The sequence below is a fragment of the Nonomuraea sp. NPDC003214 genome, assembly GCF_053590035.1.
Map to the genome: position 1 here is coordinate 347,887 of NZ_JBSFSX010000001.1, position 25,458 is coordinate 373,344.

Below are 25,458 nucleotides of genomic sequence, written 5' to 3' on the forward strand. Positions count from 1 at the left end.
GATCCCTCCCCCCGGAAGGGTCCACCCGCCCGAAGCCGGGGCAACCGGGTACGCGCCCGGGCGCGCCCTGGTCCGGGGTGTGCCCTCCGCCGGAGACGCCGCGCCACCCACCGGCCACCGCCCCAGCGGGACACCGAACCAGGGCCTGCCCTCCCCTCGGAGACGCCGCACCACCCAGCGGCCACCGCGCCAGCCGGGCACCGAACCAGGCCTGCCCTCCCCCCGAAGACGCCGCACCACCCACCGGTGCCGCGCCCGGGCACTCCTGCTCCAGGAGGGTTCTACCGGGGGTCAGGGGTTGGGGTTGTAGGGGTGGCGGCGGGTGGGGGTGGCGCCTACGGGGACGCGTGGGGCCGCGGGGTCCGCGGAAGGCGGCTGGGTGGGCTCCAGGGGCGCGGGGGGCGTTGGCGCGTTCCAGGGGCCGGTGAGGCGGCGGTGGTGGCCCGCGCGGCGCCCGGCGACGCGGAAGGAGACCACGACGGTGGTGACGATGATGACGGCGAGCAGCGCCAGCGGCCCGCCGAGAACGTCGAAGGGCGAGGCGGCGGGCGGGTCGGCGCGTTCGCGGAGGGGGAACGGCTGCTGGCTGGAGCGGATCTCGCTCAGCTCGGCGTTGGCCTTGACGACGCGCGGCAGCCCGTACCCGACGACCTTGTCGGTTTCGCGGACCTTGCGCTTGAGCCAGACGCGGTCCACGTTGGCCTCGATGGTGTGGATCTTCTTGCCGACGACGCGTTCGACGATGCCGACGTGGTCGACGCCCTTGTAGCTGTCACCGCCGCGCCAGTCGAAGAAGACCAGGGCCCCCGGTTCGGGTTTGCGCGTCCAGGCGCCCTGTTTGATGAACCAGACCGCGTGGGAGGGTGTCCAGGCGAACTGGCCGACGTATTCGCCGACGCCTGCCTTGTCGGCGGCCCAGGCGATGAACATGTCGCACCAGGCGGCGTTCTTGTACTGCGGATCCTGCACCCGGTCGGCGTACCAGTGGCCGAACTTGGTGTGCTGGCCGGACTTCTCCCGGTAGCCGAGTTCCTTACGGACGGTGGCGAGTAACTCTTCCGCGATCGGGTCCAGCTCGACTCCCCCCAGAAATGTGGCAGATCATGATGGACTGTAATAGCGACATCACGACCACGCGCAGAGCATTCCGAAAGTGTCTAGCCATGAGGGGAAATAACGGTCTTGTGGCTGGTGGGACAGGAGTCCGGATTACGCCCCGGCGCCTACCCGGAAGACCTGCGTGTCGCCGGCGCCCGCCGCGACGACGTCGGCCACGATGACCGTCACGTTGTCGGGCGAACCGCCCTCGTTGGCAAGATCGATGAGCCTCTGGACGGCCGCCGCCGGGTCTGCCACCGTGGTCAGCACCTCGTGCAGGACCTCGGGCCCGAGCACGGTGGTGAGCCCGTCGGAGCAGAGGAGATAGCGATCGTCCGGGTCGGCCTCGCGCAGTGCCATGTCGGGCTCCGCCCTGCCCTCGCTGCCGAGGACGCGCAGCACCATCGAGCGGCGGGGGTGCACGGCGGCCTGGTCCTCCGTGATGCGCCCTTCGTCCACCATCGACTGCACAAGTGTGTGATCCTTGGTCATCTGGTAAAGAGCACCATCGCGAAGCAGGTATCCGCGGGAGTCGCCCAGATGAGCCAGCGCGAACCGGTAGCCGTCCCACAGCATGGCGGTGACCGTGGTGCCCATCCCCCTGCGCGCCGGGTCGATGTCGGCCAGCTCGACCAGCCTGCGCGCGGCCTCGTGCACGGCCCCTTCGAGCGCGGCCTCCAGGTCGGTGCCCGTCTCGGGAAGCGTGGCGTCCAGCTCGCGCATCACCGCGATCGCCGCCGAGCTCGCCAGCTCGCCGGCGGCGTGCCCGCCCATCCCGTCCGCCACCACGAGCAACCGGCCGCTCGCATAGCCAGAATCCTCGTTCTGCTCCCTGCGGCGGCCCACGTCTGATCCGGCGGCATAGCGGATGTTGTGCTTCATACCTGCAGTAAATCACTGGTTGAAAGACTTCACAAGCAGATGCGGTGAAGACTCGGTTGAACTAGTCTGACCTTCATGAGCCACGACCCGACCCTGAACGCCGGGGACATCGCCCGGCTCGCCGGTGTCGGGCGTGCCGCGGTGAGCAACTGGCGCCGCCGCCACGACGACTTCCCCGCCCCCATCGGCGGAACCGCCAACCAGCCACTTTTTTCACTGCCTCAGGTCGAGGACTGGCTGCGCCGCTATGGGAAGTCCTACCAGGTCTCCCTGGCGGACCGGGCATGGCAACGCCTGAAAGCCGCGGGCGATTTGCGGCTCGGTGAGGTCGTCGCCCAGGCCGGGGCGCTGCTGACCACCGGTGAGAGCGAGCTGGAGCCCGAGTCGGCCTCGCTCGTGTCGGAGCTGGCCGAGCGACATGGGGCGCTGACGGCGTACGAGTTCCTGGTGGAGCGCTATCTGGAGGCCCACTCCCGGCAACTGTCGGTCACCCGCGACGACGTCGCGGAGCTGATGGTCCGCCTGGTGCCGCCGGGCGAGGGCGTGCCGCGCGTGCTCGACCCCGCCTGCGGGGTCGGCACGCTGCTGCTGGCGGCCGGCGACGCGCGGGTGCTCGGGCAGGAGCTGAGCGAGACGTCCGCCGCCATCGCCACCGCGCGGCTGCGCCTGCGCGGGGCCGAGACGACGATCGTGGCGGGCGACGCGATGCGCCACGACGGCTTCCCCGGCGACCGGGCCGACGCCGTGCTGTGCGACCCGCCGTTCAACGAGCGGGCCTGGGGCTACGAGGAGCTGGTCGGCGACCCCCGCTGGGAGTACGGGCTGCCGCCGCGCGGCGAGCCCGAGCTGGCCTGGGTCCAGCACTGCCTCACCCACGTCAGGCCGGGCGGCCTGGTCGCGATCCTCATGCCTCCGGCCGCCGCCAGCCGCAAGGCCGGCCGCCGCATCCGCGCCAACCTGCTCAGGGCGGGCGCGCTGCGCGCGGTCATCGCGCTGCCGGGCGCCGACCTGTGGCTGCTGCGCCGCCCGGCGGCCGGTGAGCGCCCGCCGTCCGACGTGCTGATCCTCGACGCGGCCGCCGACATGTCCGTCGTCGAGCCCGCCTGGCGGGCCTACCTGGCCGACGGCTCGGGCCAGGCGGTGCGGATCATCGACCTGCTGGCCGACGAGGTCGACATGACCCCGGCCCGCCACCAGCGCCGCGACGACGTGGGCCGGGCCTTCGCCGAGGCGCGCGACCGGTTCCTGGCCGCCGCCGCCGCGCCGCCCGACCTCAAGGTGCTCGACGAGCCGCTCGACCAGCCCGCCACCACGATCGGCGACCTGATCAAGGAGGGCCTGGTGAGCGTGTTCCAGGCGCCGCCTCGGATGGCCGCCGAGGGCGGCGACGTGCCCGTGCTCACGGCCGACGACGTGGCCGGCGACGCGCCGCCGTCGGGCCTGACCACGGCCCAGAAGGGGCTGGTGGCCGTCGAGCCGGGCGACGTCGTGGCCTCCTACTCCAGCGTGCGCGTCATGGCGGGCGGCGGGATGGTGCTGGGCCCCCACCTGACGCTCTACCGGGTCGACGCGCGGCGGCTCGACGCCGACTTCCTGGCCGGGTTCCTGCGGGCGGCGGGCAGCCGGGCGACCACCGGTTCCAGCAGGTTCGACGTGCGGCGCACCCGCCTGCCGAGGCTCCCGCTCAAGGACCAGCGGGCCTACGGCGAGGCGTTCCGGCAGCTCGCCGTGCTGGAGGACGCGCTGCGGGAGACGTCCGCGCTGGGCCAGACGCTGATCCGGCTGGGCCTGGACGGGCTCACGGGCGGCCACCTGCACCCGCAGTCCTGACGGTGTAGTTTTTCCCGGAAGGATGCGGGAGGGGGGACTTGTGGTCATCGGCGACCGCTATGAGCTCGACGACCTCCCCCTCGGCCAGGGCGGCATGGGCGCCGTCTACGCGGGCCACGACCGTCACCTCGACCGGCGCGTGGCCGTCAAGCTCCTCCGCCTGCCCAGCGGCCCCGACCAGGAGCTGGAGCGCCGGTTCATCCGCGAGGCCCGCATCCTGGCCAGGCTGGAGCACCCCGGCGCGCCCGTCCTGTACGACTTCGGCACCCACGAGCAGCGGCTCTTCCAGGTGATGCAGTTCATCGAGGGCGTCACGGTGGCCGACGTGGTGAGCGAGCACGGGCCGCTGCCGGTGCCGTGGGCCGTCGCGATCGCCGCCCAGGCGTGCGCGGTGCTGTCGGCGGCGCACGCGCTGGCGATCTGCCACCGCGACCTGAAGCCGACGAACCTGATGCTCTGCCCCGACGGCAGCGTCAAGGTGCTGGACTTCGGCCTGGCCATGCTCCGCGACGCCGACGTGACGACGTTCACCCGCATCGGCCAGATCCTCGGCACGCCCGCCTACATGGCCCCCGAGCAGATCCAGCACGGCATCGCCGAGCCCCGCAGCGACCTCTACGCGCTGGGCTGCGTGCTGCACGAGATGCTGACCGGCAGGCAGCTGTTCACCGGGCCCACCGACTACGTGGTGTTCGAGAAGCAGGTCAAGGAGCGTCCGCCCGCCGTGCCCGGGGTGCCCGCCGGGCTGGGCGCGCTGCTCGGGCAACTGCTGGAGAAGAACCCGGCCGACCGGCCCCGCGACGCCCACGAGCTCTACCGGCTGCTGGAGCCGTTCGCGGTGTCGCTGCCGATGCTGCCGGGCTTCCTCGCCCGGTCCCCGAGCCCGGGGCGCATGTACGCCCGGATGGTGGGGCGGGTGCTGAGCTGATGGAGGCGTTCGAGGAGCACCGTGACCATCTGTGGGCCGTCGCGTACCGGATTCTCGGCACCGTGGCCGACGCCGACGACGCCGTGCAGGAGACGTGGCTGCGCTGGCGGCAGGCCGACCGCCAGGCGGTGAGCGACGCGCGCGCGTACCTGACCACGACCGTGAGCCGGGTCTGCTACGACCTGCTGACCTCCGCCCGCGCCCGCCGGGAGTCCTACGTCGGCGAGTGGCTGCCCGAGCCGGTCGTCGCCGAGCTCGGCCCCGAGGACCGGGTGACCCTGGACGACTCGGTCAGCATCGCCCTGCTCGCCGTGCTGGAACGGCTCTCCCCGGCGGAGCGGACGGCGTTCGTGCTGCACGACGCGTTCGAGGTGCCGTTCGAGGAGATCGGCGAGATCCTCGGGCGCAGCCCCGGGGCCGTGCGGCAGCTCGCGTCGCGGGCCCGCGCGCGCGTGCAGGAGTACGCGCCGCGCGGCACCGCCGACCGCGCCGCGCACCTGAAGGTCGTGGAGGCGTTCGCGGCGGCGGCGACCTCGGGCGACCTGCCGGGGCTGGTCGCGGTGCTCGACCCCGGCGTGGTGTGGCGGGCCGACGGCGGCGGCGTGGTCACGGCCGCGGCGGTGCCGGTGGTGGGCTCCGATCGGGTCGCCAGGATGGTCCTGGGCATGGTCGAGCGCTGGTTCGACGGCATGACGGCCGAGTTCCGCGACGTCAACGGGGCTCCGGGCGTGGTCATCCGCGACGGCGACGGGGTCCCCGACAGCGTGATGGCCTTCGTGGTCTCCGGTGGCCGCGTCGTCCAGGTCGACGTCGTACGCAATCCCGCCAAGCTGCGCAACGTGTGACGCACCTCACTCAGACATCGCGTCCGCCGGCGCCGTCTCCCTTGCATGAACATCGTGGTCATCGGAGCGGGATACGCGGGTCTCACAGCGGCGCTGCGGCTGGACCGGACCCATCACATCACCCTGATCAGCGCCGAGGCGCACTTCACGCAGCGGATCCGGCTGCACGAGCTGGCCGCGGGCCGGCCCACCGTACAGGTCCCGCTGGCGGAGCTGACGCGCGGCACCGGCATCGAAACCGTCGTCGCCCGGGTCGCCGCGCTCGACCCCTCGGCGCGCGTGGTGCGCACGGAGGACGGGCGGGAGTTCGGCTACGACACGCTGGTGTACGCGCTCGGCAGCCGGACCGACGTGCGCGTGCCCGGGGTGGCCGAGCACGCCTTCACCGCCGAGTCGGCCGCCGCCCTGCGGACCCGGCTGGCCTCCGGCGGCGGTGACGTGGCGGTGGTCGGCGGCGGGCTGACCGGCGTCGAGATGGCGGCCGAGCTGGCCGAGACGTACCCGGCGTGGCGGGTCACGCTGGTGTCGGGGAACGAGCCGGTGCTGTCGGCGCGCGGCCGCCGGCACGTCGCGGGGGCGCTGTCTCGGCTCGGCGTCACCACCCGGTACGGGGTCCGCGCGTCCGGTGTGTCGGCGGGGACCGTCCACACCACCGGGGGCGACATTTCCGCAGATGTCGTGGTCTGGGCCGGTTCGTTCACCGTCCCGACGCTCGCCGCCGAAGCCGGGCTGACCGTCGACGCCCGCGGCCGGGCCGTCGTGGACGCCACCATGCGATCCGTGTCGCACCCGGACGTCTACGTCGTCGGCGACGCGGCGGCCGTCCGGATCCCCGGCGCCGGCGAGTCCCGCATGTCCTGCGCTGCCGGCATGCCCATCGCCGCCCACGCCGCCGACTCCGTCAACGCCCGCGCCGCCGGACGCCAGGCCAGGCCGTTCCGGTTCCGGTACCTCATCCAGTGCGTCAGCCTCGGCCGCCACGACGGGCTCATCCAGTTCGTCCGGCACGACGACTCGCCCGTGGAGACGGTGCTGCGCGGGCGGCTCGCGGCCTTCGTCAAGGAGCAGGTGTGCCGGTTCACCGTCGGCTCGCTGCGCCTCGAACGCCGCCGGCCCGGCACGTACCTGTGGCCCAAGGGAAAGGCCCGCACCACCAGGACACTGACCACCGCCCCGTAGAAAGCGGGACGAAAGCGCGCGCGCATAGTTTGTCCCCACTGGACGCCGAACCGGAGAGGACCCGCCATGCTCACGCACCTTGCCGCCGCCGCGCTGCTGACCCTGACGCCCACCCCGTCGCCGTCGACCGCAGCCCAGGTCGACGGCCGGTGGGACTGCGCCAACGAGTTCCGGCAGGACGACGGCGACGCGGGCGGCTCCTCCGGCGAGACCACCGGCTACTGGTCCGGCTCCACCTCCCCCTCGGTGACGGCCTCCTTCGCGGCGAACGGCGAGGTGCTGCGGCTGCGCAACGGCCTGAGCCCCCGCTGGGTGGACGCCGACCTCTACCGGATCACGCCCAGCGGCAACACCTGGCTCGCCGACGCGTCGACGGCCGCCTCCGGCCGCACCCGCGACCTGAGCCTCGCCGAGGGCCTCAAGGTCTTCATCCGCCTCACCTACAACGGCAACGTCTGCACCAGCAACGTCTTCACCAGCTGACGACCGGATGGTGCCATGCCGACCGTCGTGATCAGGATGACCGAACCGTCCGGCGAGACGGTCGCGCTCATGGAGATACTCCGCGCCATCCCCGACAACACCTGGACGTGGACCATCCTGGAGCTCTGGGCCGTCGGCACCCCGCCCAACGGGATGACCATGCCGTCCTTCGAGAACTTCATCTCGTCCGCCGAGACGGGCTACCCCATGACCTGGCCCGAGCTGCTGGACCTCGCCGCCGGGCTCGACCAGGTCATGGACTGCCTGATCGTGGCGACCGAACGGCCGCACGCCGTGCCGCGCCGCCTCGCCGACCAGGACGACGCCTCGGAACTCCTCGTCCGGATCGACGCCCTGGACAGCACCGAATGGCACATCAACATCAATGCCGGGCTTGGCGCCGCATGCGTGCATGCACGTTGCAAGCTAAAGTGCTTGCATGGGGACCATACAGATCAGGGATGTCCCTGACGCGACCGAACGGACGCTGAAGGTCAGGGCCGAGCGTGAGGGCAAGTCGCTGACCGCCTTCGTCCGCGACCTCCTGAACGAGGAGGCGGCCACGCCGACACTGGACGAGGTGATGGCCAGGATCGCCGCCGACGAGCCGGTGGCGTACGACCCCGACTTCGTCCGGGAGACCATGCGCGAGGGCGGCCGGTGAGCCTGGTCGTCGACGCCTCGATCGTCTTCCGCCTGCTGGCCAACGTCAAAGGCGACGACCTTCTCCGGCAGCGCCTGGCGCGGAAACTTCACGCACCGGCCCTGATCGACGTCGAGATCGCCTCCGTCGTGCGCGGGCATGTCATCACCAGCAAGCCCGAGGTGCGCATCTCCGAGGCGAGGGCCGAGATCATGCTGGAGCGCTACGCCCAGCTGAAGATCGTCCGCCATCCGATGCTGCCCCTGCAGCCGCGCGTGCTGGAGCTGCGCAACAACCTGACCGCCTATGACGGCATGTACGTGGCGCTCGCCGAACTGCTCGGGGTGCCGCTACTCACCGACGACGCCAAATTCGCCGGCTCGACAGGCCACCGGGCCGAGATCCACCGCTACCCACCACCGGCATAACCGCCTTCTTTTCAGGAAAGAAATGCTTTCCATCCTCATGCCTTCTGTGTAACCGGGTGACGGCCCGCAGTTCTGGATCAGCTCTTCGCGGGGTGCGAATCTTGGGGCGTCAACCGATGTTGTGAAGGAACGGTGGTCCGGTGTCGATCAGCTTCAGGAACCCCGAGGCGTTCGCCCGTACCGTGGGCATTTCCGCCGGCGCCGTGGCCACCTTCAAGAGCATCGCCACTTGGGTCGCGGCGGCGTCGACCGTCGTGGGTGTCGTTGCCGTGGCCGCCGACATCATCAAGGCGATCATCGGCGGCAAAGACCCGATCCAGGAGGCACTCGACCAGATCCGCGAAGAAATCAAGAAGATCGGCGACCAGAATCACCGCACACTCATTTCCGATCGCCTGGAACGGGCTACCGACGCAGGGGCTCATCAAGGATGTCGCCGACGGAATTCGGTCCTTCGCGGCGGACCATTCCGCCCAGCACCGGCGCGAGCTGGTGAACGCCCTGAACGTGATGCGTCCCAAGCTTCTGGGGCATGCCATGCCCGAGGCCAATCTGCTGCCGTTCCATCCCGAGACCTACACGATGCTGTCCGGGAACCCGGCGCCGCACTGGATGATGGGCGGCGACCAGGTCTACGCCGGGGCCCATTTGATGGGCCAACCGGAAAGTGTGTTCGCGAGTTCCCTACCTCCCTCGGAGAGGTCGTGGCCGAACGAGACAAGAGTGGTTCCGGCGACCGTGTGGCCGGTCCAGGTCATGCGTCCGCTCTCCGCCTCCTACCATGATTGGCAGACACCGGACAGCCTCAATGCCAGCCATCTCCGCTGGGACGGGCGGTTCCATGCACCGGTTCTGATGGCGGGAGCGCTCTGCTATCTCAATGGAATTCGCTTCGTCGAGCCCTATTTCCGTTCGACGGGACATGAGCGGGAGCGTCTGCTGGGCTTGATAGAGGCGCTTTCCCAGTTCGCCGCCGACTGGTACGCGCAGATTCTGGTCAGCGCGCCGATGCCCGCTCCGCATTTCGACCATGTTCCGGCGACCCCGTTCAGCGAGGAGCGGTATCTGCCCCGCTTCACGTTCTCCAGCTGGCCGTGCGGGGCGGCCGATCCGGCTTTCGGCACCAGTGCGTACCAGCCGGGGTGGTGGGTGCCCGATCCGGCGGGGTTCTCAACGGGGCTGATGGGCCAGGATCAGATGGGCGGGTTCTTCCGTGACCGTCAGGCATCGCTCAAATGGGTGTGCCGGAACAACGGGCTCAGCGACCTCTGGTCAGTGATCAACAGCTTGGGGCAGCTTCTCTTCCCTCCCCCTCAGTCGGAAACGCTGGGCATCTACGCGGACCGCGCCCGGACGGAGACCTTGAGCGTCCTCTCCACCGCACAGACCAGCGCGGAGACGTTCAACATCCTGGTCCCGCCCACCACGTTCGACGGCGTACGTGAAGCCCGCGCGGTGAAGGTACGGGTGCCGATCGCGATCCAGGCGAACCCCGGCCTGGACGGCGTACCGAACCTTCGCCGGCTCGCCTCCAGCGACGTCACGTTCGGCTACAAGGTCGAGTTGGTCGGCAACGACGGCACCCGGATCTCCGTGTTCGAGTCCCAGGTCCGCCGTCTGGAAGGCGAGGAAGGGCTGTGGCACACCGGCGACCCGGGACCAGCCGGTCTCAAGCCGGTGCCCCGTTTCGGCCCGGACCATGACGTCGAGCTGGAGACGGCGACCTACCTGCGTTTCGTCGATTCGTCCGGCACGACCTACTGGACCGAGGAGGAAGGCGAAGGGCGGGTGCTCTTCAGCTGCCGGGTCCAGGTCAGCGACCCGGCGCACGACCCCATCCCGGGACTGGAGAAGGAGTGGCCGCCTCGCGGCGTGCTCTGGCTGGAGGTGACCAGCGAGAACGCGGCCAACCCGTCGTTCAGCGTGTCATTCGCCGTGACCGAGACGATCAGGGTTTCGGGGGACGGAACCCCCAGCGACGACGAACTCGTAACTTACACCGCGGAGGACTCCGTCTCCGTGGACGCCCAGGTCGCCGTGTTCCCCACGCAGTACTTCGAGCAGTACGAGGCGGAGCGGGAGATGTTCTACGCGAAGATGCAGGAGACCAACAGGAAGTATCGCCCGGTCAAGCAGATCTTCGACGTCGGACCGCCGGAGGAGCTCATCGATCCGCTCGGTCCGCTGTACGGCCCCGACCATCTTGCGGGCATCGCGCATCTCCTCGACGACCACGCCTCATCCTCGGCCGTCGTCGAGGAGATCCGCCGCGCCACGTCCGACGGGATCGAGGTCAACGCGTCGACGATCCGACACGGGATCGCGAAGGCCGTCCACAGTCAGGCGAAGGCACACGTGAAGTCCGTACAGGTCGGGCGTTGGACCGCCGGGCCCGGCTGAGCCGCCCGGCGGGCCTTCACGTGGCGAGCGGACCGCGCCCCTTCGGTTCGGCGAGGCCGGTCGACATGGAACTCACTCCGACCAGGTGACTGTCAGGTTGTCTCGGGTGCCGAAGCGTTCGAGGTGGTCGGTGACGACGTAGCGGACTCGGCCCAGGCTCTCCTCGTCCGGTGCCTCGATGGTCAGGTGGAGGGCGTCGGGCGAGGCCAGCAGGGCGCAGGTGCCCCAGTCGAAGGTGGCCGTGCCCTTCTCGTCCGTCCATTCGGCGGGCACCTTGCGGGCGAAGTGCTTGCAGAGCTGGACGAGGTAGCGGGCGGCGCGGTCGGTCTCCACCCGGGACGTGCTGGTCAGCATGGGGTTCCTTTCGCGGGCAGGAGGCCGGTCGCCCGGCAGTGGGCGAGGTAGCGGCGCATGGTGTCGCGGTCGATGGGCGGGCAGGGGATGCCGGCGGATCGGCCGGCGTGGACGTGGCCCATCGGCGGCGGCGGTCCGGTGGCCAGGTCGAAGAAGGCGGCGGTGGCCGCGGATTCGGCGTCGCCGTTCCTGAGCCGTCGCACCCATGCGTCCAGGGGGACGACCGGCAGGTCGTAGCCGTCCTCGGCGACCCATTCCAAGGCTTCGGCGAGGTGGACGGGCGGGAGGGGGGCGAGGTTGTGGACGCCGGTGGAGCCCGCGTGGGAGAGGGTGACGACGGCGCGGGCGGCGTAGTCGACGGGGGTCCAGGGTTCGGCGAGGTCCAGGTCGGGGCGGGCGCCCGCGAGGACGCCGGCGCGGACGATGCGCCAGAACAGGTCGCCCGGGTTGACGTGGCCGCCGGCTCCGGCGACGCGGCCGAGGCGGTAGACGGCGGTGTGCAGGCCGCGTTCCCCCGCCTGGCGGACGAGCTCTTCCGACGCCCATTTGGACTGGGTGTAGCCGTCGCGCAGGCCGGGGTGCGGGGGGACGTACTCCTCGGGCACGGACGGGCCGGGGGCGGCGACGGCCAGGGTGGAGATGTAGTGGAAGGGGGCTCCGAGGCGGAGCAGGTCGAGGGTGGCGGTGACGTTGGCGGCGCGTATGCTGCTGTACGGGCGCGTCACGCTGACGACGGCGGCGTTGTGGTAGACGGCCTGGTAGTCGCCGGTCAGCTCGGCTCTCGTGAGGTCGGCGGGGATGGGGAGGACCCGGCCCCGGGGGAGCTCCGGCAGTCCCTGGGCGGCCAGGGCGCCGGCGAGGCGTTGGAGGGCGGCGGGCTCGTCGGCGGCGCGGACGGGGCAGGCGATGCGGGCGTCGGTGGACGTGAGCAGCTCCGACAGCAGGTGGGCGCCGACGAAGCCGGTGGCGCCCGTGAGCAGGTACGTGGGCGGCCGGGTGGCGGGGACGGCCCGGGGCAGGACGTCCGGGGGAAGCACGGCGTCGGCGACGTAGGAGGGCGCCTCGGCCGTGGCCCGCGCGCCCGGGGGCAGGGCGGCGGCGAGGGACGCCGCCGTCGGGTGGCGGAACAGGAGGGTCGCCGGGACGTCGCGGCCCAGTTCGGCGGCGAGCCTGTTGACGACCTGTATGGTCTGCAGCGACTGCCCGCCGAGCTGGAAGAAGTCGTCGGCCGGGGTGATCCCGGTGGCGCCCAGGACCTCCTCCCACACGCGCAGGACCACGCCCACCAGCCCGTCGTCGCCTCGGGGCGTGGTCTCGACGGCGGTCTCCTTGAGGGCGGAGCGGTCGATCTTGCCCGAGGTGGTCCTGGGGAGGGTGGCGGTGAAGACGTAGGCGGAGGGGATCACGGCGGCGGGCAGCAGCCCGGCCAGGTGCTCCCTGAGGCCGGACGGTTCCTCGCCGGTGGGGACGACGTGGGCGACCAGGCGCTTGGCTCCGCTGTCGAGCACCTGCCCGACCACCGCGGCCTCCCGCACGCCGGGGTGCAGCAGCAGCGCGGACTCGACCTCGGCGGGGTCCACCCGGTGCCCGCTGATCTTGAACTCGTCGTCGATGCGCCCCAGGTGCAGCAGGGCGCCGTCGGCCCGCACCCGGACCCGGTCGCCGGTGCGGTACGCGGGCTCGCCCGCATGGCTGCCGAACGGCGCGTCCAGGTAGCCGCGGGCCAGCCCGCCGCCCATCAGCACCAGCTCGCCGTCCACGACCGCGGCCCGCACCCCGGGCAGCGGCCGTCCGATGGGCACGTCGGGGTCCCCCGGGACGAGCTCGGCGACCGTCGCCACGACCGTGGCCTCGGTGGGCCCGTACGTGTTGAGCAGGCGGGCGGAGCCGCGCACGGCGGCGTGCCAGCGGGCGACCCGTTCGGGCAGCGCCGCCTCACCGCCGATGATCACCGTGCGGACGCGGGGCGGCAGCGCGGCGGTCCCGGTGGACAGCGCGTACACGACCTCGTGCCAGAACGCGGTCGGCAGGTCGAGCACGGTGACGCCGAGGTCGGCGCACGCCTGGAGGAGCCGGCCGACGGACTGCAGCATCTCGTCGGTGCGCAACACCAGCGTCGCCCCGGCGCACAGGGTCAGGAAGATCTCCTCCACCGAGGCGTCGAAGTGCAGCGGCGCGAACTGCAGCACCCGGTCGTCGGCGCGGAGTCCGTATACGCCGGTGGCTCCGGCGACGAAGTGGGCCAGCGCCTCCTGGCCGACCGCCACGCCCTTGGGGCGGCCGGTGGAGCCGGAGGTGTACATGACGTACGCGAGCCCGGGGTCGCGCGGGACGCCGGGGCGGCGCTCCACCCCGCCGGCGGTGACGAGGACGTCGGGGCGGGCGGCGGCGAGGATGCCGTCGACGCGCGCCCTCGGCCAGGCGGGGTCGAGCGGCAGGTAGGCGGCGCCGGCCAGGACGGTCCCGACGATCGCGGTGACGGCGTCGAAGCCCCTCGGCAGCATGATCGCCACGAGGGACGCGCCGGCGACCCGGTCGGCGAAGGCGCGCGCCGACGTCAGCAGCTCCCGGTACGTGAGCCGCCGCCCTTCCTGCTCGACGGCGACGGCGTGGGGGGTGGCGGCGGCCTGGGCGGCGATCAGGTGGGCGACGGGCACGGCGGGCACGGACAGCGGCCCCCCGTCGAGCACGACTCCCCCGGTCAAAGGCCTCCAGACGCGCGACAGCGGCTGGTCCGGGTCGGCGGTCAGCTCCTGGAGCAGGGACAGCCAGCCGTCGGCGTGGGCGTCCAGCTCGTCCCGGGAGTAGGCGGCGGCGTTGGCGTCGAAGTCCGCGCACGGCCCGCCCCGGTCCGACACGGCGATCGACAGGTCCTCCACCGGCCCGGCCGACACGTTGTGCACGGTCCCGCGCGCCTCCCCGAACCGCAGGTCGTAGCCGAACGGCAGCACGTTCACCACCGGCCCGAACAGTCTCCGGTCACCGCCCACGAGCCCCAGGTCACGCCGCAGCCATTCGTAGCGGTAGCGGTGGTGCGGCCGCCCGGCGCGGATCTCGGCGGCCACGTGCCCGGCCAGCGAGGACAGGGTGTCCGACGGGGAGACGGGCACCCGGAGCGGCACGATGTTCATGGCCATGCACGGCACCTTGAGCGAGGCCGACCCGAGCCGGTTCATGACCGGCAGCCCCAGCACCACCTCGGCCGCGCCGGTCCGGGCGTGCAGGTAGGCGGCGGTGGCGGCGACGGCGACCTCCGGGGGCACCCGGTCGGGCAGTTTCGCGGTGCGCCGGTGGACCTCGCCGCTGACGGGCGCGGCGGGGGCGAGCAGCGGCGGCGCGGGCATCCCGGCGCACCGGCCGACCCAGTAGGCCCGGTCGCGAGCCCTGGTGCCATCGCCGCCTTCGTAGCGGGCCGCCTCCTCCAGCACGGCCGCGTACGACCCGAAGGAGCCCGGCCGTCCCGAGTACGCGTCAGCCACCCGCCTGGCCAGCAGCGAGAACGCGTAGCCGTCGGCCGCGATGTGGTGGATGCGCTGGTACCAGAGGCGCCGGTCCTCGTCGATCCGGATCAGCGCCTGCGCGAACAGCGGCCCGGCGGCCAGGTCGGCGCAGTTCCGCAGGTCCTCGCGCATCCACGCCTCGGCCTCCTCCACGGAGGACGCCGAGAGCCGGTGCAGCGGCCACCCGTCCGTCTCGCGGACGACCTGCCCGGCGTCCGAGAAGACTGCGTGCAGGGCCGGGGCCGCGCCGATCACCTCCCGCAGCGCCGCCTCGAAGCGCCGCTCGTCCAGGGCGCCCCGGATGTCCACGTACTCCCCCGCGTTGTAGACGGGGCTGCCCGGCGACAGCGCCTGCCCCGTCCAGATGCCGAGCTGCGCGGCCGTCAGCGGCTCAGCCACGGATCAGCTCTCCCCAGGCGCGCAGGGTGGGCCGCTCGGCCAGGTCGGCGAAGTCGGCGCCGAGCCGGTCGGCGACGGCCATCAGCCTGATCGAGTCCATGCCCAGCTCCAGCAGGTCGTCGTCCGCGCCGGGCTGCTCACCGAGCAGCTCGCCCACGTACGACCGCAACTCCTCGTCGCTCACGCGCCCTCCACGATCTGTCCGGTGGTCACCACGCGCGCGCAGCGCGAGGCGGCGTAGTCCAGCGCCGACTCGTGGTGGCCGAGAGAGAAGTCCGCCACGGCGTCGGCCACGACGAACGCCTGGATGTCGCGCATGAACGCGTCCAGGGCGGTGGCCAGCACCCCGATGTGGGCGTAGACGCCGACCAGGATGAGCTGGTCGCGTCCCTCCAGCCGGTCGGCCAGGTCGGTGCGGACGAAGGCGCTGTAGCGCCACTTGGTGAGCACCGCGCCGGGATCCTCCGGCTTCAGCTCGTCCACGATCGCCGCCGCGAACGGCTCGGCGCCGAGGCCCGGCCCCCAGAAGTCGGTCAGCAGCCCGCGCTGCCGGGGCGGCTGGGCGCCCGGCTGGGCCGAGTACAGCACCGGGATGCCGGCGTCGGCGCAGTGCTCGCGCAGCCGCTGGATGTTGCCGATCACCTCGGGGATGGGCGCGGCCTGGAACGGGGCGAGGAAGTGGTTCTGCATGTCGTGGACGAGCAGCGCGGCCCGGCCGGGGTCGAGCTCCCAGCCCACCCGGCCCTCGGGCGGCGACGACGGCAGCGGGTACGGCTCGATGACGGGCAGTCCCATGGTCAGGAGTCTCCTTCCGCACGCGCGCGCAGCGCGGCTCGCAGGTCCTTCTTGCTGGTCTTGCCGACCCCGGTGACGGGGAACTCGCCGGCGAACTCGATCCGGTCGGGGATCTTGTACGCGGCCAGCCCGCGTTCGCGCAGGAACGCCCTGACCTCCGCCACGGTGACGGGCTCGCGGTTGAGCACGAAGGCGTGACTGCGCTCCCCCAGGTACGGGTCGTCCACGGCGACCACCGCGGCGTCGCGGATGCGGGGGTGGGCCAGCAGGTGGCTCTCCACCTCCTCGGGCGACACCTTCTCGCCGCCCCGGTTGATGACCTCCTTGGCCCGCCCCTCGACCACGAGGTGCCCGGTGGGCGTCACCCGGACCAGGTCGCCGGTGCGGTAGAAGCCGTCGGCGGTGAACGCGCCGGGGTCGGAGTCGCCGTAGTAGCGGCGGATCGTGTACGGGCCGCGCGTGAGCAGGTGGCCGACCTCGCCGGGCGGCACGGCCCGGTCGTCGTCGTCCACCACGAGGATCTCGTCGTCCGGTGAGATGGGCCGGCCCTGGGTGGTCTCCACGATCTCGTCGGGGTCGTCGGAGCGCGTGTAGTTGACCAGCCCCTCGGCCATCCCGAAGACCTGCTGGAGCCGGCAGCCGAGCTCGGGGCGCACCCGGCGGGCGGTCTCGGCGGCCAGCTTGGCGCCGCCCACCTGCAGCACCTCCAGGCTGGACAGGTCGCGGCCGGTGCGCCGGGCGGCGTCCAGCCAGAGCAGCGCCAGCGGCGGCACCACGGCGGTCATCGTGACCCGCTCCCGCTCGATCAGCCCGAACGCGACCTCGGCCGACGGCTGCGGCGCCAGCACGACGCGCCCGCCGGCGTGCATCACGCCGAGGACGCCGGGCGAGGACATCGGGAAGTTGTGCGCCACGGGCAGCGCGCACAGGTACACGGTGGACGTCGACAGCTCGCAGATCTCCGCGCTGGCCCGCACGCTGTAGAGGTAGTCGTCGTGCGTGCGCGGGATCAGCTTCGGCAGCCCGGTGCTCCCGCCGGAGAGCTGCAGGAACGCCACGTCCTCCGGGCGCGGCCCGTCGAGGTCGATCGGGTCCTCGTACGGCAGCGCGTCGGCGTGCAGGACGCGCGGCACCGGGGCCGGCACCTCCAGCGCGCGGGTCGTCACGTAGGCGGCGGCGCCGCTGTGGGTGACCAGGTGGGTGATCTCGTTGAGCCGGTGGGCCGGGAGCGCGAAGACGGGCAGCGCGCCGAGCCGGAACAGCGCGAAGATCACCTCGAAGTACACCGGCTCGTTGGGGAGCTGCACCACCACGCGGTCGCCGCGCCGCAGCCCCAGCCCGTGTAACCCGGCGGCCAGCCGGTCCGCGCGGGCGTCCAGCGCGGCGTACGTCAGCCTGTCGACCGCCTCCCGGTCCCCGTGCTCCTTGGCCAGCTCCCTCAGCCAGTCCCCGAAGGTCTGGCCGGTCCAGTAGCCGGCGGCCCGGTAGCGGGCGGCGTAGTCATCGGGCCACATGCAGCGCTCCCAGCGTCGTGCGGAATTTGGCGGAGGTCTCGGCGAGTTCGGCGTCGGGGTCGGAGTCGGCCACGATGCCGGCGCCGGCGTACAGGGTCAGGGCGGTGCCGTCGGCGACCGCGCAGCGGATGGCGACCACCCATTCGCCGTCGCCGGCGGCGTCCTGCCAGCCGACGAGGCCGGTGTAGAAGCCCCGGTCGAACGGCTCCAGCTCGGCGATGAGCTGCCGGGCGGCGTCGGTGGGGGTGCCGCAGACGGCGGGGGTGGGGTGCAGGGCGGCGGCCAGCTCCAGCGACGTGGTGGCGGGGTCGGCCAGCTCGCCGGAGATGCGGGTGGACAGGTGCCACATCGAGGCGGTCGGCACCAGCGACGGCTGCTCGGGCACCGACAGCGTGCTGCAGTAGGGCCGCAGCGCGGCGGCGACGGCCTCGACCACGAGGGCGTGCTCGCGCCGGTCCTTGGCCGAGGTCATCAGGTGGCCCGGGTCGGCGCCGCGCGGTGCGGACCCGGCCAGCGGGTTGGCCACGACGGTCCGGCCGGAGCGGGAGACGAGCAGCTCGGGGCTGGCGCCCAGCAGGGTCCGGCCGCCGGGCAGCGCGGCTGCGAACGTGTAGCCGGTGGGGTCGCGTTCGGCGAGCGCCTCGACCAGCGGCGTCAGGTCGCCCTCGTACGGGATGGTGAGGGAGCGGGCCAGCACCACCTTGTCCAGGTCGCCGGCGCGCAGCCGTTTCACGGCCCGGCGTACCGCCTCGGCGTACTCCAGGGGCGGCGGGACCTGCTCGGAGTCGCCCGGGTCGGCGGCGAGCGGCGCGGCCGGGGCGCCCGGCCCCGGCGGCGGCCCGTGGCGTACCCAGCGGGGGACGTACAGGCAGGCGTCGGCGTCGGGCGCGAACGGGATCGCGCCCACGACGACCGGGGCGGTGTGCCCGGCCGCCAGCGCCACCCCGAGCGCGCCGGCGGCCCGCGCGGGCAGGTCGGCCAGCGCGTTCTTGCGCGCCGACGGCGGCACCGCGAAGTACGGCCCGCCGGCCAGCAGGGTGCCGCGCGGCGAGGCGAGGAAGAACTCGTCCATCGGTGTGTCCTTCACAGTGAGGCCCCGCCGTCCACGTACAGGTCGTGCAGGGTGATGTGGCGCGCCCTGTCGGAGGCGAGGAAGACGACCGCGTCGGCCACGTCGGCGGGGTCGGCGATGCGGCCGAGCGGGATGCCGAGCCGGTACATCTCGGGCGCGCCCTTGATCGGGTCGGCGGTCATGGCGCGCTGCATGGCGGTGTCGGTGGAGCCGGGCGCGACGACGTTGCAGCGGATGCCGTGCGGGGCCAGCTCCAGCCCGAGGCACTTGGTGAACATGGTGGCGGCGGCCTTGGAGGCGGCGTAGCCGGCCATGTGGGCGCGGGGCACGCCTGCCGCGTTGGAGCCGACGGTGATGATGACGCCGTCGCCGCGGGCGACCATCCGGCGGGCGACGGCGCGGCTGGTGTGGAAGACGCCGTCGGCGTTGACGGCGAACAGGCGCTGCCAGTCGGCGTCGCCGAACTCCAGCACCGGGCCGAGCGCGAGCACCCCGGCGACGTTGACGAGGATGCCCGGCGGCCCGAACTCGGCCTCGGCCTCGGCGACCGCCCGCTCGACGGCGGCCGCGTCGCTGACGTCGGCGGGCCGGGCGGTGGCCAGATGGCCGGCCTCGCGCAGCCGGGCGGCGACGCGTCCGGCCAGGCCGGCGTCCACGTCGACGACGGTGACGGCGGCGCCGAGCCCGGCGAGCTGGGACGCGACCGCTTCGCCGATGCCCCGGCCCGCGCCGGTCACGAGAGCATGACTCCCCCGAAACTCCATCTCACTCCTTAGGTAAGGCTTGCCTAATCTAGAGCGAGACGGCCCGGCGTTCAAGATAAGGTAAGCCTTGCCTAAAGAGAGGGATTTCATGCGCTTGACGGGACTTGTGGTCTTGAGTGCGGTTTTCCTGTGTATGAGCGTTTTGAGCCTCGCGGTCGGTGCGCAGGACATCCCGCTCGGCGAGGTGTGGCAGCAGTTCTGGCAGCCCGACGGAGGCGAGACCGCCGCCGTCGTCCACGACCTGCGGGTCCCGCGCACGCTGCTCGGCATCTGCGTCGGCGTCGCCCTCGGCCTGGCCGGGGCGCTCATGCAGGCGCTGACCCGTAACCCGCTGGCCGACCCCGGGCTGCTCGGCGTCAACTCCGGGGCGTCGCTGGCCGTCGTGTGCTCGATCCTCTTCTTCGGCGCCTCCGACATGTCGACGTGGGTGTGGTTCTCGATGGCCGGGGCGCTGATCGCCTCCGTCGTCGTCTACGCGCTGGGCGCCCACCATCCGACCCGGCTGGTGCTGGCCGGGGCCGCCGTCAGCGCGTCGCTGATCGCCGCCATCAACGGCGTGCTCTCGCTGGACGCCGGGGTGTTCGACCAGTGGCGCTTCTGGGACGTCGGGGCGCTGGCCGGGCGCTCGCTCGACGTGGTGCGGCAGGTCGCGCCGTTCGTCCTGGCCGGCACGCTGCTGGCGCTGGGCCTCGGGCGCGGGCTCAACGCGCTCGCCCTCGGCGAGCAGACCGGCCAGGCGCTCGGCGTACGGCTGGGCCGCATCCGGCTGCTGACCGGCATCGCGATCACGCTGCTGTGCGGCGCGGCCACGGCGGCGGCGGGGCCGATCGGGTTCATCGGGCTGATGGCGCCGCACGCGGTGCGCGCCTTCACCGGGCCCGACCACCGGTGGGTGATCGGCTACTCGGCGGTGTTCGCGCCCGCGCTGCTGCTGGCCGCCGACGTGCTCGGCCGGGTGGTCGTCCGGCCGGCCGAGCTGGAGAGCGGCATCGTGACGGCGTTCCTCGGAGCGCCGATCTTCATCTATCTCCTGCGCAGGCGGAAGGCGATCCCGGCGTGAAGACGGTACGGATGTCCGGGATCGCGGTGCGGGTCCACCCGCGCGCGTCCGCGGTGGTGCTCTGCCTGGCCGCGGCCGGGCTGGCGGTGGGGCTGTTCGGGCTGAGCACCGGCTCTGCCGTGGGCGTCGGCGAGGCACTGCGCACGCTGCTCGGCCAGGGCGACGCCACCAGCGAGATGGTCGTCTACTCGCTGCGCGCGCCCCGGGTGCTGCTCGCCCTGCTGGTCGGCGCGGCGCTCGGCGTGGGCGGCGCGGTCGTGCAGAGCCTGTCGCGCAACCCGCTCGGCAGCCCCGACATCATCGGCGTCAACGCCGGAGCCGCCGCCGGAGCCGTGCTCATGCTCCTGGTGTTCGGCGCGGCGAGCGCGCAGGCGATCTCGCTGGGGGCGCTGGCGTGCGGGCTCGGGGCCGGGCTGCTGGTGTACGTGCTGTCGTTCCAGCGCGGGGTCAAGGGGACGCGGCTCGTGCTCGTCGGCATCGGCGTCACCGCGATGCTCCAGTCGCTCATCGCCTACCTGCTGACCAGGGCCGACCTGTACGAGTCGCAGGGGGCCAAGGTGTGGCTGATCGGCAGCCTGTCCGGGACCGGCTGGGAGAAGGTGTGGCCGGTCGCGCTGGCCGTGGCGATCGGGCTGCCGGTCACGCTGGGGCTCAGCCGGGCGCTGGCGCTGATCGAGATGGGCGACGCGGCGGCCGGGGCGCTCGGGGTCCGGGTGGAGCGGCTGCGCCTGGTGCTGCTGCTGGTCGCGGTCGGGCTGTCCGGGGTGGCGGTGTCGAGCGCCGGGCCGATCGGGTTCGTTGCGCTGGCCGCGCCGCAGCTCGCCCGGCGCGTCACGCGGGCCCCCGGGCCGGGGGTGGGCTCGTCGGCCGCGATGGGCGCGCTGCTCCTGGCCGCCGCGGACCTGCTCGTGCAGCGGCTGCCCACCCCCGGGCAGCTCCCGGTCGGCGTCCTGACGGGCGGCCTCGGCGGGATCTACCTGGCGTGGCTCATCTACCGCGAATGGCGCAAGTAGCGGCGGCACCGATCAGCCGTGGAGGGCGATCAGGCCGTCCGCCAGCTCGTTGCGCCAGCAGTAGCGGTCGTGGCCGCCCTCGAACGCGGCGTGGGTGCCCGCGTCGCCGAGCGCCTGCCGCAGCCGCTCGGTGGGGCCGTGCAGCGCCCACTCCAGCGTGCCGGTCTGCAGGTGCACCCGGGGCGGCCGCGCAGCGATCTGCCCGGTGAGCCTTTCGGGCTCCGGGCCGTTGGGCCACCAGAACGACCCGGACTGCGACAGCGCCGCCGCGAACCGGTCGGGATGCCGGTGCGCGGCGTGCACGGCGGCCAGGCCGCCGAAGCTCTGCCCGGCGATCACGGTACGGCCCTCGTACGGCAGGGCGTCGGCGAAGGCGGCGTCACAGGTGAGGCGGGCGGCCCGGTCCGGCCCCGACTCGACGAGCCAGGCGGTGACCGGCGGGATCGCGCCCGCCCCGATCAGGTTGTCGAGGATGACGGGCAGGTCGTCCACCCAGTGCTCGCCGTCGAGCATGACCAGGCTGCCCTCGGCGGGCCGTACCGGGTCGTAGCGCCAGCCGAGGGGCAGGCGGGACAGGCGGTGGCGCGGCTCGCCGGGGGTGAGCCAGGGGGACGGCGGGGCCGTCTCGGCGATCGAGAAGCCCCGCCAGCGGCGCGGGTTGAGCGGGTCGGGCACGTCCTGGCCGTCGACCGTCAGCAGGTAGGACGAGCGCCAGCCGGGCCGCACCAGGTAGGTGCGGTGCCACAGGTCGCCGTCGCGTTCCATGAGGGCGGCGTCGCTCTGGTGGGTGAGCTTGTTGGCCCGCACCCGCACCTCCCCGGCCCGGCCGCGCCACAGGAACGTGACGGCGCGGCGGTCCGGGGCGGGCGCGGAGATCACCGGCGAGGTCGTGCCGTCCACCGGCGGGGTGGGCACGACCTGCGGCGGCGCTGGTCTGGGCACCTGGGGAGGCAGATCGCGCATCAGGAGAACTGCTGCTCGATCCGGTCCACGATGTTGGAGGCGCTGTAGTAGTCGATGCGGAAGGAGTCGAGGCCGAGGTCGTGCACGCGCTTGCCGGCGACGGCGGGCAGGTCCTTCCACAGCGGCTTGGCGCTGGTCGCGGCGATCTGCTCGGGGCTGTGCGAGACGAAGAAGAGCGAGCTGTCGCCGAACGCCTTGACCACGTTCTCCTGGGCGACGTTGACGATGTCGGTGCGGCCGCCGCCCTCCTTGCTGGACTCGGCCGCCATGGAGGCGTCGATGGGGTGGATGGCGAAGCCGAGGGAGGCGAGCAGCCCGCCCTGCGCGGACTTGTCGGTGAAGACGGGGATGTCGGTGTTGTTGTCGCGCAGCAGCACCGCGTCCTGCTCCGGCACCTTGATCTTGGCCTTGACCTCGGCGATCCTGGCGTCGTACGTCTCGACTAGCTTGGTGGCGTTGGCCTCCAGGCCGAGGGCCTTGCCAAGCTTGGCGCTGAGGTCCTGCCAGGTCAGGTTGTCGTGGCGGAACAGCACGGTGGGCGCGATGGCCTGGAGCTTGTCGTAGACCTTGGCGGCGCTGTCGGCGCCGGTGGCCGCGCCGACGATCAGGTCGGGCTTGGCCGCGATGACCTTCTCCAGGTCGGGCTCGAAGCCCTGGTAGAGGACCTGGACGCCGCGCTGGGCGGCCACGTCGGCCCACTGCTTGAAGAAGCCGTTGCCGTCGGTGATCGGGCCGGGCGCGGTGGCCTGCGACGCGACGACCGGCGCCTCCAGGGCGAGCAGGTGACCGGTGATGGTCACGCTGACCGAGACGACGCGCTTGGGCGCGACGGGCACCTCGGCGGTGCCCGCGTCGTGCTGGACGGTGCGTGTCTGCGCCTTCGCCGCAGCCTGACCGCCCTCGGCGGTCGTCCCGCCCGACCCGCAGGCCGCCAGGCTGACGGCGGCCAGGAGCGCGATCAGGCTCGCGCGGATGGAGGATGCCACAGTCGACTCCCATGTTAGGTAAGCAAAGCCTAAGCAATATTAGGGCAGCCTTACCTAATAGGCACTACCGGGCAGTCCTCTCCTTCACGGCCAGCGCGGCGGCCACCAGCCACGGGCCCAGCGCCACGGCGGCGCAGCCGATCGCCCACCAGAACCCCCAGGCGCCCGGCCCGGCGGCGACCTCGCCGGCCGTCCACGCCAGCAGCCCGGTGACCACCGGCAGCACGAAGTAGGCCAGCCACACCGCCACCACCAGCAGGCCGCCCAGCCACACCCAGCGGAACCAGCGCCCGGCCCGTACGTCGTTCGGGTCGGCGGCCGCCAGCTCCGCCTCCTGCTCGGCGCTCAGCCGGCCGAACGCCCGGCGCAGCATCAGCGACTTGACCCGCCACAGGTCCTTGCAGCCCAGCCGGGTGGCCAGCACCGCGTACAGGTCGGTGCGCAGGAACACCATGCACTGCCAGGCGATCTGGAACAGCAGCACGAACGCCCACGCCGCGAGCAGCGGCGAGGTCACCACGAGCTGCCCCGCCAGCAGCACGGCCAGCATCACCGCGTCGATCGCCAGCCCGGCCAGCAGCGGGCCGTAACGCTGCCGCCTCGGCACCGACCACAGCTGCGACAGATCGGTCTCGAACACCAGGAACGCCATCCGCCGGTCCAGCCCGAACCGCGCCGGGATGTCCAGCGACCGGGCCGCCAGCCAGTGCCAGCACTCGTGCACGGCGACCAGGCCGAGCTGGAAGGCGTACAGCAGCACCGCGCTCAGCCCCACGTCGTCCAGGACGAACGCGTCCTGCGCGGGCGCCGGGCGCAACGACGGCACCAGGACCAGCACGGCCAGGTCGAACACCGCCGCCAGCGCGTACACCGTCCACGCCACGCGGCCGAACAGCGGCCTGGCCACCCACGCGGGCACCCCGCGCAGCCACCGGCGGCCCTGCACGGGCGCGGTCGCGACCGGCGCCCGCTCGCCCTCGTCGAGGAAGCCCAGCTCACGCAGCGTCTCCACGAACGACGGCACGTCCACCGGCTCGCCCGCGAACTCCTCGGCGCGCCGGGCGGCCTCCTCGACGCTCGCGCCGTCACGCAGCGCCGCGATCACCACGCCGCCGACCGCCGGGATCGCCACGAACGTGCCGGTCTCCGGATCGCCGACGAGGACCTCGTCACCCTCCTCGACCAGGCTGAGCGGGCGCAGCGCGACAGTCCCGCCGCTCATCGCGGGCACACCGGGCAGGCGTCGTCGCGGGTGAACGGGTGCCGCGAGGGCGCCAGGCCCTCACGCAGGTCCAGGCGGATGTACGCGCCCGCCGCCCGCGGCTCCTCGAACCCGGTCAGGTAGCGCAGCGCCTCGTAGGCGACCAGCGAGCCGATCTGCATCGCCAGCGGCCCGATCAGGGTGTTGCTCAGCGCCAGCCGGTCCCGGTTGCGCTCGACGAAACCGCCGCTGCTCGCCTCGTCCGCCGGCGGCCGGTCGCTCCAGTCGCACCGGACGCACGCGCTGCGGCCCGGCGACACCGAGTAGTAGACGACCTCCGAGCGGGTGATCCCGCCCACCACCAGCGGCACCCCCGCGCCCACGGCCGCGTCGCTGATCCACAGGTTGGCGTCCGGGTGCCCGTCGAGGCCGCCCGCGACCAGGTCCACGCCGTCCAGCAGGTCCTTCAGGTCGTCGGGGCCGGAGATCCAGCGCTCCACCGGGCGCACCTCGATCTCCGGGTCGAACGCGCGCACCCACTCGGCCGCGCACTCGACCTTGGACCGGCCGATGTCGGCGTGATGGTAGAGGAACTGCCTGGCGAAGTTGCGCGGCTCGACCTCGTCCCGGTCGACCAGCGTCAGCCGGCCCACGCCGAGCCCGGCCAGGGCCTGCACGACCGAGGAGCCGCCGCCGCCGACGCCCAGCACGAGCACGTGCGAGCGGCGCAACCGCGAGACGAACTCGGCGCGCGGCCTGTCGAGCCGGGAGTGCGTGCCGAAGAAGGCCAGGTTGGAGAAGTGGCGGGCGTCCAGGGCCGGGTCGCCGAGCGTGCGGTCGGCCTCGTACTCGACCAGGCCGAGCGAGTCCAGCGCCGCCACGGCGCCGTGCACGTCGTCCTCGCCCAGCGCGACGCCGCCCTCCGCGAGCCGCTCGCGCAGCTCGGGCACCGTGCACGGGCCCCGGTCCAGCGCGGCGAAGAGCGCGGCCACCTGGCCCTCCTCGTCGGCCAGCGTCACCACCTCGCGCGGATCGGTGATGACGAACAGATCACCGCCGAGCGACTCCCAGACGCATTCCTTCAGCGCAATCCGCACAGCTCCTCCTCGCATCCCCCTCGA

Annotated in this window: 25 protein-coding genes; 11 read left to right on the plus strand and 14 right to left on the minus strand. The window is 72.9% G+C overall.

Translation table 11 applies throughout. From position 1 onward, the window contains the following. Positions 1-291: 291 nt before the first annotated feature. Together ACWDXC_RS01650 and ACWDXC_RS01655 are read right to left on the minus strand one after the other, a co-directional pair. Positions 292-969, minus strand: a complete 678-nt coding sequence (locus ACWDXC_RS01650) for a CHAP domain-containing protein (protein WP_449976886.1) — start codon at positions 967-969, stop codon at positions 292-294. Between the two features lie 240 nt (positions 970-1,209). After that, positions 1,210-1,980 (minus strand): PP2C family protein-serine/threonine phosphatase, encoded by a 771-nt coding sequence (locus tag ACWDXC_RS01655; protein WP_219505488.1) that lies wholly within the window; start codon positions 1,978-1,980, stop codon positions 1,210-1,212. A 75-nt stretch (positions 1,981-2,055) separates the two neighbouring features. Between ACWDXC_RS01655 and ACWDXC_RS01660 the strand changes: the two genes are divergently transcribed. From ACWDXC_RS01660 to ACWDXC_RS01695, 8 genes are all read left to right on the plus strand, one after another. Beyond that, positions 2,056-3,810 (plus strand): HsdM family class I SAM-dependent methyltransferase, encoded by a 1,755-nt coding sequence (locus ACWDXC_RS01660; protein WP_449976888.1) that lies wholly within the window; start codon positions 2,056-2,058, stop codon positions 3,808-3,810. Between the two features lie 40 nt (positions 3,811-3,850). Then, positions 3,851-4,738, plus strand: a complete 888-nt coding sequence (locus ACWDXC_RS01665; protein ID WP_449976890.1) for a serine/threonine-protein kinase — start codon at positions 3,851-3,853, stop codon at positions 4,736-4,738. Further along, entirely contained in the window at positions 4,738-5,583 is an 846-nt protein-coding gene (gene sigJ / locus ACWDXC_RS01670) for an RNA polymerase sigma factor SigJ (RefSeq protein ID WP_449976892.1), read from the plus strand. The genes ACWDXC_RS01665 and sigJ overlap by 1 nt, the downstream gene beginning before the upstream one ends. Positions 5,584-5,628: 45 nt before the next feature. Further along, the gene (locus tag ACWDXC_RS01675) at positions 5,629-6,762 is read left to right on the plus strand and encodes an NAD(P)/FAD-dependent oxidoreductase (RefSeq protein WP_449976894.1); all 1,134 of its coding nucleotides are present in this window, start codon (positions 5,629-5,631) and stop codon (positions 6,760-6,762) included. A gap of 66 nt (positions 6,763-6,828) precedes the next feature. Next, positions 6,829-7,245: a hypothetical protein gene (locus ACWDXC_RS01680; protein WP_449976896.1), complete on the plus strand. Its 417-nt coding sequence runs from the start codon at positions 6,829-6,831 to the stop codon at positions 7,243-7,245. Between the two features lie 15 nt (positions 7,246-7,260). Beyond that, the gene (locus tag ACWDXC_RS01685) at positions 7,261-7,716 is read left to right on the plus strand and encodes a hypothetical protein (RefSeq protein WP_449976899.1); all 456 of its coding nucleotides are present in this window, start codon (positions 7,261-7,263) and stop codon (positions 7,714-7,716) included. Further along, on the plus strand, positions 7,685-7,909 hold the full coding sequence (locus ACWDXC_RS01690) for a FitA-like ribbon-helix-helix domain-containing protein (protein ID WP_449976901.1): 225 nt from the start codon (positions 7,685-7,687) through the stop codon (positions 7,907-7,909). Before ACWDXC_RS01685 ends, ACWDXC_RS01690 begins: the two co-directional genes overlap by 32 nt. Next, positions 7,906-8,316, plus strand: a complete 411-nt coding sequence (locus ACWDXC_RS01695; protein ID WP_219505476.1) for a type II toxin-antitoxin system VapC family toxin — start codon at positions 7,906-7,908, stop codon at positions 8,314-8,316. The genes ACWDXC_RS01690 and ACWDXC_RS01695 overlap by 4 nt, the downstream gene beginning before the upstream one ends. A 77-nt stretch (positions 8,317-8,393) precedes the next feature. On the opposite strand, the gene ACWDXC_RS01700 is transcribed toward ACWDXC_RS01695, so the two are convergent. Next, positions 8,394-8,690, minus strand: coding sequence for a hypothetical protein (locus ACWDXC_RS01700; RefSeq protein ID WP_449976904.1), 297 nt, complete (start codon positions 8,688-8,690; stop codon positions 8,394-8,396). A gap of 118 nt (positions 8,691-8,808) precedes the next feature. Between ACWDXC_RS01700 and ACWDXC_RS01705 the strand changes: the two genes are divergently transcribed. Then, positions 8,809-10,716: a hypothetical protein gene (locus ACWDXC_RS01705; protein ID WP_449976907.1), complete on the plus strand. Its 1,908-nt coding sequence runs from the start codon at positions 8,809-8,811 to the stop codon at positions 10,714-10,716. A 72-nt stretch (positions 10,717-10,788) separates the two neighbouring features. Here the strand turns inward: ACWDXC_RS01705 and ACWDXC_RS01710 are convergent, their stop codons facing one another. From ACWDXC_RS01710 to ACWDXC_RS01740, 7 genes are read right to left on the minus strand one after another with little or no spacing between them, the layout of a single operon-like run. Beyond that, positions 10,789-11,070: a DUF2218 domain-containing protein gene (locus tag ACWDXC_RS01710; RefSeq protein WP_449976909.1), complete on the minus strand. Its 282-nt coding sequence runs from the start codon at positions 11,068-11,070 to the stop codon at positions 10,789-10,791. Continuing rightward, a complete protein-coding gene (locus ACWDXC_RS01715; protein WP_449976912.1) occupies positions 11,064-14,969 on the minus strand; it encodes a thioester reductase domain-containing protein in 3,906 nt (1,301 codons plus the stop codon). The genes ACWDXC_RS01710 and ACWDXC_RS01715 overlap by 7 nt, the downstream gene beginning before the upstream one ends. After that, complete coding sequence (locus ACWDXC_RS01720) at positions 14,962-15,153, minus strand: phosphopantetheine-binding protein (protein WP_219505472.1); 192 nt, start codon at positions 15,151-15,153, stop codon at positions 14,962-14,964. Before ACWDXC_RS01720 ends, ACWDXC_RS01715 begins: the two co-directional genes overlap by 8 nt. Continuing rightward, on the minus strand, positions 15,150-15,764 hold the full coding sequence (locus ACWDXC_RS01725; protein WP_219505471.1) for an isochorismatase family protein: 615 nt from the start codon (positions 15,762-15,764) through the stop codon (positions 15,150-15,152). Before ACWDXC_RS01725 ends, ACWDXC_RS01720 begins: the two co-directional genes overlap by 4 nt. Positions 15,765-15,766: 2 nt before the next feature. Further along, positions 15,767-17,278 (minus strand): (2,3-dihydroxybenzoyl)adenylate synthase, encoded by a 1,512-nt coding sequence (locus ACWDXC_RS01730; RefSeq protein ID WP_449976915.1) that lies wholly within the window; start codon positions 17,276-17,278, stop codon positions 15,767-15,769. Beyond that, positions 17,265-18,350 carry an isochorismate synthase gene (locus ACWDXC_RS01735; RefSeq protein WP_449976918.1) on the minus strand — a complete coding sequence of 362 codons (1,086 nt, stop codon included), beginning with the start codon at positions 18,348-18,350 and terminating at the stop codon, positions 17,265-17,267. Before ACWDXC_RS01735 ends, ACWDXC_RS01730 begins: the two co-directional genes overlap by 14 nt. A gap of 11 nt (positions 18,351-18,361) precedes the next feature. Then, complete coding sequence (locus tag ACWDXC_RS01740) at positions 18,362-19,114, minus strand: 2,3-dihydro-2,3-dihydroxybenzoate dehydrogenase (RefSeq protein WP_449976921.1); 753 nt, start codon at positions 19,112-19,114, stop codon at positions 18,362-18,364. Positions 19,115-19,247: 133 nt separating this feature from the next. Here ACWDXC_RS01740 and ACWDXC_RS01745 point away from each other — a divergent pair, with 133 nt between their 5' ends. Together ACWDXC_RS01745 and ACWDXC_RS01750 are read left to right on the plus strand one after the other, a co-directional pair. Beyond that, on the plus strand, positions 19,248-20,174 hold the full coding sequence (locus ACWDXC_RS01745; RefSeq protein WP_449976923.1) for a FecCD family ABC transporter permease: 927 nt from the start codon (positions 19,248-19,250) through the stop codon (positions 20,172-20,174). Beyond that, positions 20,171-21,187, plus strand: a complete 1,017-nt coding sequence (locus ACWDXC_RS01750; RefSeq protein ID WP_364179440.1) for a FecCD family ABC transporter permease — start codon at positions 20,171-20,173, stop codon at positions 21,185-21,187. Before ACWDXC_RS01745 ends, ACWDXC_RS01750 begins: the two co-directional genes overlap by 4 nt. Positions 21,188-21,199: 12 nt before the next feature. Here the strand turns inward: ACWDXC_RS01750 and ACWDXC_RS01755 are convergent, their stop codons facing one another. From ACWDXC_RS01755 to ACWDXC_RS01770, 4 genes are all read right to left on the minus strand, one after another. Continuing rightward, the gene (locus ACWDXC_RS01755; protein ID WP_449976926.1) at positions 21,200-22,150 is read right to left on the minus strand and encodes an alpha/beta hydrolase-fold protein; all 951 of its coding nucleotides are present in this window, start codon (positions 22,148-22,150) and stop codon (positions 21,200-21,202) included. Further along, positions 22,150-23,136 carry a Fe2+-enterobactin ABC transporter substrate-binding protein gene (gene fepB, locus ACWDXC_RS01760; RefSeq protein WP_449976928.1) on the minus strand — a complete coding sequence of 329 codons (987 nt, stop codon included), beginning with the start codon at positions 23,134-23,136 and terminating at the stop codon, positions 22,150-22,152. The genes ACWDXC_RS01755 and fepB overlap by 1 nt, the downstream gene beginning before the upstream one ends. A gap of 64 nt (positions 23,137-23,200) precedes the next feature. Then, a complete protein-coding gene (locus ACWDXC_RS01765; RefSeq protein ID WP_449976930.1) occupies positions 23,201-24,358 on the minus strand; it encodes a hypothetical protein in 1,158 nt (385 codons plus the stop codon). Beyond that, positions 24,355-25,434, minus strand: coding sequence for a HesA/MoeB/ThiF family protein (locus ACWDXC_RS01770; protein WP_219505450.1), 1,080 nt, complete (start codon positions 25,432-25,434; stop codon positions 24,355-24,357). The genes ACWDXC_RS01765 and ACWDXC_RS01770 overlap by 4 nt, the downstream gene beginning before the upstream one ends. Positions 25,435-25,458 lie beyond the last annotated feature (24 nt).